General features: G+C 43.0%; 8 protein-coding genes. 2 read left to right on the top strand and 6 right to left on the bottom strand.

The genetic code is table 11. From position 1 onward, the window contains the following. The first annotated feature begins 59 nt into the window (after positions 1-59). Positions 60-2,384, top strand: coding sequence for a TonB-dependent receptor (locus DW039_RS19145; protein ID WP_117588711.1), 2,325 nt, complete (start codon positions 60-62; stop codon positions 2,382-2,384). 2 nt (positions 2,385-2,386) lie between these two features. Here DW039_RS19145 and DW039_RS19140 read toward each other — a convergent pair whose 3' ends face one another. The 3 genes from DW039_RS19140 to DW039_RS19130 form a co-directional block, all read right to left on the bottom strand. Then, positions 2,387-3,046, bottom strand: a complete 660-nt coding sequence (locus DW039_RS19140; RefSeq protein ID WP_008662818.1) for an ABC transporter ATP-binding protein — start codon at positions 3,044-3,046, stop codon at positions 2,387-2,389. A 64-nt stretch (positions 3,047-3,110) separates the two neighbouring features. Further along, positions 3,111-3,821 carry a ThiF family adenylyltransferase gene (locus tag DW039_RS19135; RefSeq protein WP_005834703.1) on the bottom strand — a complete coding sequence of 237 codons (711 nt, stop codon included), beginning with the start codon at positions 3,819-3,821 and terminating at the stop codon, positions 3,111-3,113. 58 nt (positions 3,822-3,879) lie between these two features. Next, positions 3,880-6,009 carry a cation:proton antiporter gene (locus DW039_RS19130; protein WP_022401080.1) on the bottom strand — a complete coding sequence of 710 codons (2,130 nt, stop codon included), beginning with the start codon at positions 6,007-6,009 and terminating at the stop codon, positions 3,880-3,882. A 154-nt stretch (positions 6,010-6,163) separates the two neighbouring features. Between DW039_RS19130 and DW039_RS19125 the strand changes: the two genes are divergently transcribed. After that, entirely contained in the window at positions 6,164-7,171 is a 1,008-nt protein-coding gene (locus tag DW039_RS19125; protein WP_005824925.1) for an aspartate-semialdehyde dehydrogenase, read from the top strand. 200 nt (positions 7,172-7,371) lie between these two features. On the opposite strand, the gene DW039_RS19120 is transcribed toward DW039_RS19125, so the two are convergent. The 3 genes from DW039_RS19120 to DW039_RS19110 form a co-directional block, all read right to left on the bottom strand. Next, entirely contained in the window at positions 7,372-8,790 is a 1,419-nt protein-coding gene (locus DW039_RS19120; protein WP_005824927.1) for a C10 family peptidase, read from the bottom strand. A 143-nt stretch (positions 8,791-8,933) separates the two neighbouring features. After that, on the bottom strand, positions 8,934-10,748 hold the full coding sequence (locus DW039_RS19115; protein ID WP_005824929.1) for a RagB/SusD family nutrient uptake outer membrane protein: 1,815 nt from the start codon (positions 10,746-10,748) through the stop codon (positions 8,934-8,936). 7 nt (positions 10,749-10,755) lie between these two features. Continuing rightward, a complete protein-coding gene (locus tag DW039_RS19110; RefSeq protein WP_005824930.1) occupies positions 10,756-14,079 on the bottom strand; it encodes a TonB-dependent receptor in 3,324 nt (1,107 codons plus the stop codon). Positions 14,080-14,268: the final 189 nt, after the last annotated feature.

Here is a 14,268-nt window from a genome sequence, read left to right as displayed (position 1 = left end):
AGAAACACCCTAAAAACAGGAAGGCCTACTGCAATAAGGATTAGAACCATCGTATCAATATGAAAAAATTAATGATTATAACCATGCTGCTGGGCAGTATGGCACAGAATGCTTTTGCTCAAAAAATAGAAATAAAAGGAACCGTCCGCGATGCTTCCGACAAGAGTATAGAGTATGTCAATGTGGTATTACAGACCATCGACTCTACTTTTGTCGCCGGTGTGACCACAAGTCCAGAAGGAGAATTCATCTTCAAGAACACGGCTACCGGAGATTACAGACTTGTTCTTTCCAGCATCGGGTATAATACCGGATACATCACCCTCAATGGAGTAAAGCGCCATACCGACCTTGGACCAATCGTATTAGACAGTGCTTCTATCGCACTGGAAGGAGTGACTATCACCGGCTCCAGCCAAATCAGCCGTGCAGACCGCAAACTGGTTTTCCCATCCGAAAGACAAATGAAAACTTCCACAAACGGAGTGAATCTGTTGCAGGAACTGATGCTGCCACGTATTCTGGTCAACCCCATGAACAATGAGATTGGATTGTCCGGCGGTGGAGAACTGCAATTACGCATCAATGGAGTCAAAGCCGAAATAGACGAGATAAAAGCCATTCGCCCTGCCGACATTATACGTATAGAGTACCATGACAATCCGGGACTGCGCTACGGTAATGCCGAAGTCGTTTTGGACTACATAGTGCGCCGACCTAAAACGGGCGGAAACTTCGGTGCCGACATTTCCCAAGGGTTGAACACGATGTGGGGAAACTATAATCTGTACGGCAAAGTAAACCACAAAAAATCAGAATTCGGCTTCTCCTATTACATGGGACCGCGGGATTTTAACGGCATGTACCGCGACAATGAAGAAGAATTCCACCTGGCAGACGGCACTACACTCAGACGCCTGGAGAAAGGAGAGCCCAGCAAGGCAACCATGTGCCAGCACAACCTAAACGTAAATTATAGTTTGCAGGCTTCTGAGAATTCCCTTTTCAGCGCCACCTTCCGCCTTCGAGGAAACAATCAGCCACACTGGGATTATAAAGGAACTCTCTATAATGCCAATGATGAAACGGACGTGGTAGACATGACCGACCGTACCGACCAGAGCTGGACACGTCCCTCACTGGATTTGTACTACCAACAGAATCTGAAAAACAAGCAAACCCTGGTATTCAATGTAGTAGGCACCTACAATCGGGAAAAATCGCAGCGGCTCTACCAAGAAAGCACCCCGGGGAACATATTGACCGATATTGACAACAATATCCGAGGCAACAAATACTCCCTGATTGCCGAGGCCATTTATGAGAAGCAATATTCCAAGGGGAACGCATTGAGCTTCGGTCTGAGCCATACACAGTCCTACTCTAACAATGAATACAGAAACGGGCATTATTATGAAACCAATATGCACCAAGGAAACACATACATATTCGGAGAATACCGTGGAAAGATAGACAAACTAAACTACCGGCTGGGAGTGGCCATGACTCGTTTCTACTATAATCAGAGCGGCAAGGACAAATCTACCGAGAACTACAGTTTCAACCCGAGTATCGTTCTGCACTATGCCATGTCAGACAACTCCTACCTCCGCTGGAAGGGAAACATCTATAACGCTTCTCCTTCATTGGGCGACCTCAGCGATGTGGAGCAAGCAGTGGACTCATTCCAGATACGTCGTGGCAACCCGCATCTGAAATCATATATGTGCTATCATACGGAACTGACTTACGAATGGAAAAAAGGCATCTTTTATACCAATCTATGGGGAGCCTATGACTATCGTCCCAATGCCATTATGGACGAGAAGATTCAAGAAGGCAACAAAATAGTGCAGACTTGGGACAATCAGAAGGATTGGCAGAAACTCTCCGGACGTGCCATGCTCCGCGTAGGACCCATCCGCGACATTCTGCAATTTTCTTTTACGGGCGGTGTCAACCATTACATGAGCCATGGCAATCACTACTCACATACCTACACCAACTGGTTTTGTGAGGCAGAAGCCTCATTAAACTACAAACAGTTCTCTCTGTTCTGGCAGATAAACACCAATTGGAACAATTTCTGGGGAGAAACCCTCTCGGGAGGAGAAAACATCCAGATGTTAGCTGTATATTACAAGCATAAGAATCTTCGGGTAGGAGTCGGTGCATTCAATCCTTTCACCGACAACTATAAAGTACAAAGCGAAAACTGGAATAAATTCGCATCCTACAAGACAAATAATTATATAAAAGAAAGCTCCCGCATGTTCCTGGTGAACTTTTCCTACAACTTCTCGTTCGGCCGCAGTTTCAAGACAGCACAGCGGAAGGTAAACAACAGTGACAATGACTCGGGAGTAATGGGCACGGGGAAATAGGCTCAGACCATTTTATTGATTTCCCCGTCAATCAGATGTATCGTCCGGTCGGTGAGCTGCGCCAGTCCTTCATCATGGGTTACGATAACAAACGTTTGTCCGAAACGGTTACGTAAATCAAAAAAGAGCTGGTGCAGTTCTTCCTTATTATGGGTATCCAAGCTGCCGGAAGGTTCATCTGCCAGCACCACTGCTGGATGATTGATGAGAGCACGGGCCACCGCCACACGCTGCTTCTCACCTCCCGACAACTCATTCGGCTTGTGGGAGGCCCGTTCGGCAAGCCCCATGAATTCAAGAATTTCCGTAGCCGCCTCCTTGGCTTCCTGCTGTCCTCTTCCGGCAATGAAGGCTGGTATCATTACATTCTCCAAAGCCGTAAACTCCGGCAGCAGTTGATGGAACTGGAACACAAAGCCGATATGGCGGTTGCGGAATGCGGAAAGTTCCTTCTCCCTCATACGGTTGACTTGTGTACCGTCAATAACCACCGAACCGCCATCCGGCATATCCAACGTACCCATGATTTGCAGCAAGGTAGTTTTACCCGCTCCACTGGGGCCTACAATGCTGACAATCTCCCCTTTCTCTATCTCCAGGTCAATACCCCGCAACACTTGCAGGTTACCGAAACTCTTCGTTATATTCTCTAAATGAATCACTAGGCTATTTACAATTTGACAATTTACTATTTACTATTTGATAGTTTTCTTTCAAGTGCTATTACTATAGTCTTTTAATTACATATTCGGCCAAATAGCAGCCAAAAACTGCGGGCATGTAGCTCACTGTTCCACAGGTGGACTTCTTGTTCATCTCGTCGTCCGTCAGCAAAACGGCATTCGGATCAGCCTGTTCGGTGCTGAAAACAACTGGAAGTTTCCGCTTTATGCCCATTTTTTGCAGACGCTTACGCACAGCCTTGCTCAACCCGCAATGATAGGTATCCCAGATATCGGCAAAGCGCACTTGCGAAATGTCACTCTTTGCTCCTGCCCCCATGCTGGACACTATCTTGATATGCCGCTTCATGCTTTCCGCTATCAAGTGGCATTTTGGAGCAAGCGTATCGATGGCATCCACCACAAAATCATAAGCCGCATCATCCAGCAGTTCCGGTATGTTCTCATCTTTCAAGAATACGGGCAACACTCTCAGTTCCAGAGCCGGATTAATGTCCCTGAAACGTGATGCCAATATCTCCGCCTTCTTTTGCCCCAGGGTAGAATGCAGAGCCGGCAACTGACGGTTTATATTCGTAGGCTGCACGGTATCGGCATCGACAATCGTCATCCGCCCCACTCCGGCACGGCATATCATCTCGGCCGCATAAGCACCTACACCACCCAGTCCTACGACAAGTACATGTGCCCGGCGCAGGCGTTCCATTTTTTCATCTCCTAATAAAAGTTGCGTTCGTTGTTGCCAATCTTCCATTTTCACCACAGATTACACGGATTTACACAGATTTTTGTCAATTATCAATTGTCAATCGTCAATTCTTCTTGAACCATTTATAGAACCATTTGCCTACCTTCTCGTAGTGCTGCGACTCGTTGTTGCCACGCGGGTTGGAGAAGGATACCGCATCCTGCGGCTCGCCCAGTTGGTCGGGATAGAGTACTATCAGGCTGTTATTTGCAAAGTACTTGCTGATTTGTGCCGGTAGCTTCTCGAAGGAGCTGTCATAGGAGATGGAGCCGCGGCGGGCGCTGATGATGACCAGCAGATGGTCGAAATTCACTTGTCCGGTCAGTATCAGCAGGTCTCCCCAGTCGTCCAGGCGGGAAAAGTCTGTCAATGTCTGTCCATATTTGGCTTTCACCAGCCCTTGAAGATGGGCGGTAGTCTCTTCATTGGCATAAAAATGCACCCGACAGCCCAAAGTACTCCCCAACCGGCAGAAATGTTCCACCCACTTCAGGAATCCCGCCTCATACTCGGCTTTCGGAGGTACCGCCACAATCACCCGCCTAATTGTGTTAATGGGCATCAGGAACTTGGAAACCATCACCTCGCGATGCAAGCCCTTCAGCAGATTCTCCGTCAGCATACCGAAGAATGAATCCACAATATTGACTTTACGGTGCAGACCTATAATGACATCCGTTGCCGCATATTCTTTTGCTGTATGGATAATGCCCGAAGCGATATTCAAGTCGTAACGCGTGATTTGCCTCAACGGCACATCTGCCGAGGCCGTTATCATGGCAGCCTTTTCCAGATAGCGTTTCCCACGCAATTCGGCACTTTCAGAACTGCTATCGTCGTTGATGACATTCAGTGCCAACAGATTATCCCGTTGTTTCGGGTCGCGTATCACCAAAGAAAGATTTATCAGGTCTTCAATCGTATCGGGGTTGGCTATCGGAATCAATATCTTCTCCGCTTCCACGGAGCGGTTTTCTTCCAGATGCGCCTCCTCCATGGCAATCTTCCGTGCGGCACGCTCCGTAATGAACGAGCTCACAATGCAAGTTACAAGAATCAGCAGGACGGTACCATTCAAAACATCATCGTTCAGCAAGCGTTCCCCATTGGGCAGAATGATGTTGTACCCCACCAACACAGCCGCCAGCGTTGCCGCTGCTTGTGCATTGCTCAATCCGTACATCAGCTCCCGTTCAATCCCTCCCATCTTATATATTTTCTGCGTCAGCCAGCAGGCAATCCATTTACCTGCCAATGCCACCACAATCATTACAGCCGCTACTTTCAGAGCATCGCCATGACCGAAAATCACATGCACATCAATCAGCATACCCACGCCTATCAGGAAATAGGGAATAAACAAGGCGTTGCCCACAAACTCCAGATGGTTCATCAGCGGAGAGACATGCGGAATCAGCCGGTTCAATACCAAACCTGCAAGGAAAGCACCCAGGATACCTTCCATCCCCACAAACTCCATCAATCCGGCTCCGAGAAAAACCATGGCAAGCACGAATATGAACTGCATCACGTTGTCATCGTACCTCCGGAAGAACCAACGACCTATGCGTGGAAACAGATATACAATCAAAATACCTAGGAAGATAACCTTTATGACAAGCCATACCCAAAAGAAGCCGTCCGACTCCCCCTTGAACATACCACCCACAACGGCCAGAACCAGCAAAGTGAGTGTATCCGTAACCGCCGTCCCCCCCACTGCAATACTCACACTGCGATGCCGCGACACACCGTAACGAATCACGATGGGATAGGCCACCAGCGTATGTGACGCATACATACTTGCCAGTAGGACAGAGGTCAGCACCCCGTACTTCAACAAAGCTATATTCGTTACCAAGCCTATGCCTATGGGCACAATAAAAGCCAAGAGCCCCAGAACAAGCGCTTTGCCCCGGTTCTGTTTGAAGTCTCCCATATTCATTTCCAGACCGGCAAGGAACATAATGTAATACAAGCCTACTTTGCCGAAAAGCTCAAAACTGCTGTCACGCACCAAAATATTGAAACCATGCTCCCCAATGACAAGCCCCGCCAGTATCATTCCGATAATGTGCGGAATACGAAGCTTATTCAACAATATAGGAGCAAACAATATAATGAGGAGTACAAGGAGGAATATCCATGTAGGGTCGGTGATGGGAAGTTTCAAGCTGAAGTCAAACCAATCCATAGGCTATAAGTTTTAGGTTTTGAATGCAAAATAACGAAAAACTTTTCACTTTATGCGGTGTTATACAGCATTTTGTTATAAATTTGCGACCAATTCTATCTTTTTAGAGATAGTATTTCACTTTTTTATAAACTTAATTTAAAACAAAAGAAAAATGAAAGTAGCTATTGTTGGAGCAAGCGGAGCCGTGGGACAAGAGTTCCTGCGAGTGCTCGATGAAAGAAATTTCCCGTTGGACGAGTTAGTATTGTTCGGTTCTAAACGCAGTGCCGGAACCAAATATACCTTCCGCGGTAAACAGATCGAGGTGAAACTCTTGCAACACAATGATGACTTTAAAGGGGTTGATATCGCTTTCACTTCCGCAGGCGCAGGCACCTCCAAAGAATTTGCCGAAACCATTACCAAGTACGGAGCAGTGATGATTGACAATTCCAGCGCTTTTCGTATGGACGACAATGTACCTTTGGTAGTGCCCGAAGTGAATGCCGCCGACGCCAAAGAACGTCCTCTCGGTATCATCGCCAACCCCAACTGTACTACTATCCAAATGGTAGTGGCACTGAAAGCCATCGAACAGCTTTCCCATATAAAGACCGTACACGTTTCTACCTATCAGGCTGCCAGTGGTGCCGGCGCCGCTGCCATGGATGAGTTATACGAGCAGTACCGCCAGGTATTGGCAGGCGAACCCGTAACCGTTGAAAAATTCGCTTACCAGCTGGCATTCAACCTCATTCCGCAAATCGACGTATTCACCGAAAACGGCTATACCAAAGAGGAGATGAAGATGTTCAACGAGACCCGTAAGATTATGCACTCTGACGTAAAGGTCAGTGCTACTTGCGTACGTGTTCCCGCTCTCCGCTCCCACTCCGAAAGTATCTGGGTAGAGACCGAGCGCCCCGTCTCCATAGAAGAAGCCCGCGAAGCATTTGCCAACGGCGAAGGCTTGGTTCTGATGGACAATCCGGCAGAAAAGGAATACCCCATGCCGTTGTTCCTCGCCGGCAAAGACCCGGTTTACGTAGGCCGTATCCGCAAGGACCTCAGCAACGAAAACGGATTGACGTTCTGGATTGTGGGCGACCAGATTAAGAAAGGCGCTGCACTGAATGCGGTGCAGATTGCAGAATACCTGATTAAGGAAAAAGCATTCTAAAAAGGGTGAGAGACTGACTTCATTTTGAAGTCAGTCTCTCACCCTTTTTAGAACTTGCATTTTTATCACCTTTTATAAGGGTAAGTTCGCTAATTCATATGAACAAATTTTGCTATAAGTAATTCAAAAAAAACATTTTAAGTCAAAATACTATTTGTTATTCATATATTTCATGACAAAATCAAAAAGACAATAACACCTCACTTAGGAACAATATCAACTATATCTTTACGATTACGATTCCAAGAGAAGCTACCATCAGAACGTTCCAAATACAAATTAGTATCAAGATACATTCCATTATAACTACCTCCCCATCCCCAGTTCATATAAAAATAAGTACGGATATCAAAATCAGTTGTATAAGAATCTGAAATAAGAAAAACGAATGTCCCTCCAGGATGGAACTCCTCTGGCATTGTTAATAGTTCATATTCTGTATAATGATCAATGTCATGATATCCACATGCAACCCACGCATGCCCCACCTTACCATCATCTGTAAAGCCTTGCATAATTACCGGCTGCTTTTTTCTCAAGTTGCCGATAGTTCTTGCTGCCGAATGATTTACAACTTGAGCTGTCGTCGAATAGCCATATTTGGACACTAATGCATTTCGCACATCCGATAATGACGCACTAGTCCCATCTAATGCATAATCTGCGTTAATTGCATCTGCAACATCTCTGATAAATGCAGCAGTGACAGAAGAGGCATAACTATTTGGCATTGAATTCCAATTAAAAAAAGTTGGATACTCATTATATTTCATTACTTGAGCCATTGCTATTGTTGCACAACCAGCAGGTGGATATTGACCACTTATTTGAGGTAATGCAACATTAAAACCAGATTCTTGTGTCCAAGTTGTTGATAATATATTTCCCATTTTTTCTTCATAACCTTTTTGTTTCCAGCGCAAGTAAGCATGTTGATTATAATCATATTCAATATAAGTCATTCCTTCCGCAACAGCACGAAATTGCTCGTATATACTTTCCGGCAAATAATCCCTAGCACCAGCAAACGGAATATATCCATAGCCTTCCTTTTTCCATTCACGGCAACAATCTGCTATGTAATTTTCAAACTCAGCTATATTAGAACGCGTATATACCTTATCTTTCATAGCAGGTATATATTCTTCCCACATTGCTCTATATTGAAAAGTACTATCAATCGGCATTTTATCTCGTTCCTCAATAACATTCTTCATATCTCCCAGCCAATCAGAAAGTCCATCCGGCATTCTATTATTAGCATTAAAACTACCTCTCTCAGCATAAGCCAATATAGGTTGGAAGTTTTTGGTAGCACTAACAAGTAAAAAGCCTTGTTCATTATCATAATTGATAATATACATACTTGGCTTATTAACTTCTCCCTCAATAGTAATTATTTCCTTGACAGATTTACTAACGCGAGTCCGAGGAGCATCCTTTACAGTAAAAAGTTCAGCAACATTTCTTGCATCTTCCACAGATACAGAAGTCTCATACATTTTCGTATCAAAGTTTTTTTCATCTATCGTCGCATCAATTGCGTCAATCACATTGTCCTGACAAGAAAAAACAACTCCTAGCAATAAAATCCACAAAAGCTTCGTTAATGTTCTCATAAATATTAATTTAAGTTTATAACAACTCAACTATTTGTAATCTTTCAAATATTAAGGCAAGTATACCGCCATTATAGATTCAACTAAATAAACATGCATCACAATGGGTAGCAATTAATCAGCTCCCATTGTGATGCATCTTATTACCAGCCTGGGTTCTGCTCTAACTTAATAGAAGAATCTCCCAGTTGTTCACTCTTACTGTTATACAAGGATATCTGTCCTGTCGGGATAGGATAAAGATAATCTTTTTCTCCATAAGTACGCAATAATGAAGAAACCTGGATAGGTTTGATATAACCTGAATTACCTTCACGATCCAAAAGAATGTCTTTCAAATCATCAATGGTATATGACGTTCCGTTAGCTTGGTTATATTCTTTCAAATAAGCTTCCTTATCCAACCATGCCCCCAAGTTTAACTTTTTGTTAATCTTCATATCCGCATAATGCAATTTTCCCCAACGGCGAATATCATCGAAGCGAATGCCTTCATACACCAATTCGATGCGTCTTTCACGACGTACTTCCCAAAGGATAGGCGAAACTTCATAGTCACCAACCACTTCGGAGTTTCCTAAATCACGATCTGGGTCATTGATAATCACCCCATTCACACTAAAGTTCTTACCACTTAATGTAACAGCAGGCATGTTTACAGAAGCCCTCTTACGAATTTCATTAATTGTAATATCCAAATCTTTTTGTGACAAGGTATAAGCTCCCATATCATTTAATTCAGCAGCAGCCTCCAAATAATTCAATAGCACCTCATTCAGTTTCATAATAGGTGCGTCGGTTGTATTAGTATTACTCTGTCCTGCAGCAGTATTGAATAAATCTTCGTTAACAAAACGAGTACCAAAATAACCTCCAATACCATATACCGCACCTGCAATACCATTTAAACGTACACCTTCAAGATCAATATTGGCTGCCAAACGTGGGTCGCGGTCAGTCATTTCATCCTTGAAAACCTTATCACCTTTAAATACTGTATTTCCGTCTTGATGAATAGGCAACCCATTAGTTGTCAAATAGCTATCAACCAAATCCTTAGAAGGTCCATTGCCCAATGTTTGTTCTGATTGCCATGACATTTCAGCATGAGTAAGAATACCTTCCACATAAGAACGATATAATATCATTTCAGGATTACCAGCCAAGTCCAGTGAAATAGTCAATGCTTTGTAATCACTAGAAATTTTATATTTTTGCGCAGACATTACTCTATTCGCGGCAGTCTTTGCAGCCTCTAAATACTTCTTTGCCAATTCTGTATTTCCCTCACGATACTTCTGCCAGGTTCCCTCAAATAACATAATACGAGACTCAAAAGCATTCACCACATGCCGATTTACACAAAGCCCATCTGTTCCATCAGCCTCTTTTACATTGTCTGCAGCAAATTCCAAGTCTTCCAACACTTTATCCATTACAAAATCTCTGGAATCTCTCCCTTTATAAAGAGCTTTTTCATCCGTATTATCTACAACATGGTCATAATATGGAACATCACCAAACATCCTTACCAAACGAGCATATTCCATACCACGGAAGAAGCGTGCTACGCCTATCCAATGGTTCTTAACGCTCTCAGGCAAGGTGGAATTTACAAGTCCGTCACACACAAGGTTAATACGGCGAACGTTTGCAAAAGACCAGTCGGCACTAGTTGCAGGGGCTGTATTTGTAAAGAAAGTCGCTTCTTTCTGCGCCAAATCATCTACCCAATTAGCAACATTAGTTCCGTCGAAAAAATCCGATTTCACCCAACCGCTTTGATAACCGGTAAAATAAATATCATACCATCCATATATCGTAGAGCGAATATTATTCTCACTATTATAGAAATCTGCACTATTCTCTATCTGATCCATAGGCGGACGATCCAGAAAGTCCGAGCAGGAAGAGAGACCAGCAGCCAATGCTAAAACTGCAAATATTTTTGTTTTCATAATTTTATTAGAATGTAAGTTGAACACCAAATGAAATAGATCTCATAAACGGATAACTCTTACCAAATTTGTACTCACCGTTAGAAGCAGCAGCTTTCTCTGTCGTTTCAGGGTCAACCGGAATATTAGTGTGATCAAACTCGAACAAGTTTTCCGCACTAACATAAATACGACCACTTGTAAAAGTTATTACTTTCATCCATTTTTCCGGAACAGTATAACCTAATGTAATATTCTTACAACGCAAATATGACATGTTCTGCAAATAACGAGTTTGACGCAGGAAATTCTGTCCGTTGTTTATCCAAGAGTGAGAAGTCGGTGTAGGATAGAATGCATCTGTATTTTCAGGAGTCCAATAATCCATCTGATGCTCTAACCACCCTTCGCCTGGCATAAATCCCGGAATACCAGTTTGCCCAACAGCCCATACATCTCTTGAGCCAATACCTTGGAAGAATGTGCTGAAGTCAAAATCCTTATATGTCAATGCTACAGAGAAACCGTATTCAAAGTTTGGTAAAGTATTACCAATGCGTTTCAAGTCACCATGATCCTCCAAAGTCTGTTCACCATAAGTAATCTCACCATTACCGTCCAAATCTTTATATTTTACATCACCCGGACCATATTTGAATGCACCGGTTTCATACAATGCCTGCGAAGGTACTTTATTGGTATCAATAAACCATTTTCCATCTGCATCTTGATAGCAGTCTTCATATTGGAACAGACGATCTGTCTCATATCCCCAGATTTCACCTATAATCTTGCCTTCGTAGTTACCATAAATATTCTTATTCGGGTTGTTATACTTCGTAATCTTTTCGCGAATCTTAGATAAAGTTGCACGTGCTGTTAAACCAAGCCCACAAGCAAATCTTTTATTATAATCTATTGACAACTCAAAGCCGCGTCCTTGTAATTCCCCGGAATTAACCTTAGGCATTGTTGTGCTTCCGAAAGTAGAAGGCAATGTTTCACCTGGTGAATGCATATCAGAAGTAGTACGCTGATACCAGTCAAAACTGACACCAAGTTCATTATTGAAAAAACGGGCATCAAAACCCAGATCAATAGTAGTAACACGTTCCCAAGTCAATGACGGAGAAACAACGGAAGGAATACCAATATAAGGTACTTGCTTACCATCAATCACCCAGCCCGAGGACTTATTTACAGACATTACAGAAAGGAAAGAGTTGGCAGCTACATCCTGATTACCAATTGTACCCCAAGAACCGCGTACTTTAAAATCAGAAAGAACTGGTTTTGCCCATTTCATAAAAGTTTCTTCACTTAAACGCCATCCAGCAGAAACAGAAGGAAACAGAGCCCATTGATCTCCCGAGGGAAATTTAGAAGAACCATCATAGCGTGCATTCACCTCAAGAAGATATTTACCCATATAATCGTAGTTAATACGTCCGAAGAAACCGGCTGCCGCAAAATCATTATGATAGGTAGTACCATCTACATACTGATCACCAATGGCCAGATTAATTTCCGGTTTATCAAAGTTCACTAATGTCCGTCGGTCTGAACTATGACCCAGTTTTTCACGGGTTTCAGCATCCATACCGACCATCACTTTCAAGTTGTGCTTTTGTACAAAAGATTTTTCATAAGTGGCATAAGCTTTGAAAGTATTGGACATTGTATATCGACTACGTTCAACTACACGATTATGGGTAGCACCATAAAAACTTGAATTATAAGTCAAAGGATTACTACTGTTGAACATATCCCAACCACCAACTTCACCACCGTTACGCTTCTGATAATCATTAAGTAGAGCGAAAGTGTAGTCAAAATTAATGGCCAAATCCTTAATCGGATTAATAGTAGTTCCTAAATTAACACGAGTAAAGTTATTAGTTAAACTTTCACGATTAGCCTGTGCTATCTCAGTCATAGCTGAACGGAAAGGAATCCCCTGGTAATCAGCATAAGGATAGAAAGAAGGCCAACGCAACAAATAGTACCAAACGTCTGTATAACCACTTGTGTATTGATATGGTTCTGATTTTGTGGAACGAGAGAACATAACATTTGCTCTCACAGACCACCAGTCACGAATCTGTGTATTGACATTGGCATTGAAATTATAACGGTCATACTCATCTGTATTAACCTTTAAAATACCTTGTTGATTCAAATAGCCTAAACTAATATTATAGGTTGTCTTATCACTACCGCCGCTGACAGAAAGATTATGCTTCTGTTGGGGAGTCCAATCTTTCATAAACATATCTAACGGATCAAACTGACGATAAAAATAATACTTGCCACCACGTTCTTCAAAATCTCTACCTAATTGCATTTCGCCTAATTCCGATTGTGACATTCCACCATAAGTGTTGTACCATTCCTTCATCTTCTGAACTGCAATTTCATCGACATTATATCCTATCGAACTTACAGTAGAAGCGCCGCTTCTATTGGCAGCCAGTAACATAGCTTGTGCTCCCTCATAGGTTTTAGCGACTTGTGGCATCACAGTCGGAGTACTCCAAGAGAAGTTATTAGAGTAGGTAACACGCGGTTTATCATTTTTTTTACCAGTCTTTGTCGTAATCAAGACTACCCCCCAGGCAGCACGTGTACCATAAATAGAAGCAGATGCAGCATCTTTCAAGACAGAGATGCTGGCAATATCGTCCGGATTCACCAAACTTAAACTGGGAACTTCCACATTATCCACCAAAATCAGTGGACTTGTCCCTTCCGTAGCACTCAAAGAACCAGTAGCACCACGCAACTTGATATTAGAATCAACGCCAATACCTCCTACATTAGTCGTGATACTCAAACCAGGAGTTATACCTTGCAAAGCTTTTGCAATATCTGTTACCGGACGGCTTGCAATCGCCTCTTGGACATCTACATTAGCCACCGCACCGGTCAGGTTCACCTTTTTCTGTGCACCATAACCTACTACGACAACTTCATCCAACAATTCCGTATCATCTTTCAAAACAACCTTCATTACCGAAGTTGCCTTAACTTCTTGAGTAGTATATCCCACAAATGATACTTGCAGAATAGCACCGGGCTTTACATTTAATTTGGAAACTCCATCCAAATCCGTAATGCCACCATTGGTCGTACCTTTCTCAATGACATTGGCACCAATAATAGGTTCACCTTTTGTATCTACAACTGTGACAGTTACAGAGATAGATTGCATCTGTTCTTGTACTCCTTGTGAGTCGTTGGATGCTGTTTGGGCAGCCATCACGTTGCCACTGCCTAAAAACAGAGCACAGATTGCCACCGCCGTAAAGAACTTACCATTGGCAAGTCCTCGTTTTTTGCGATCTTCATTCATAAGTGATTGATGATTTTGTTAATTAAACCAGTTTTTCAAAATTAGGGTAAGGGAATCATATAGTTCGGATTAGTCAGACTATTTCCGAAGGCTTCTTTAATTTCTCATAGGCGTTTTCTTTATTTAAAGGTTCACATTTTTATATTATCTCTCTTTTTTCTATTTATTTACCAAGTCCAGACGGAACTT

Origin of the sequence: Bacteroides sp. AF39-16AC, assembly GCF_003602735.1 — a bacterium.
Classification (GTDB): domain Bacteria; phylum Bacteroidota; class Bacteroidia; order Bacteroidales; family Bacteroidaceae; genus Bacteroides; species Bacteroides uniformis.
The sequence above is the reverse complement of the archived record's forward strand: the minus strand, read 5'-3'. Positions and strand labels throughout refer to the sequence as shown.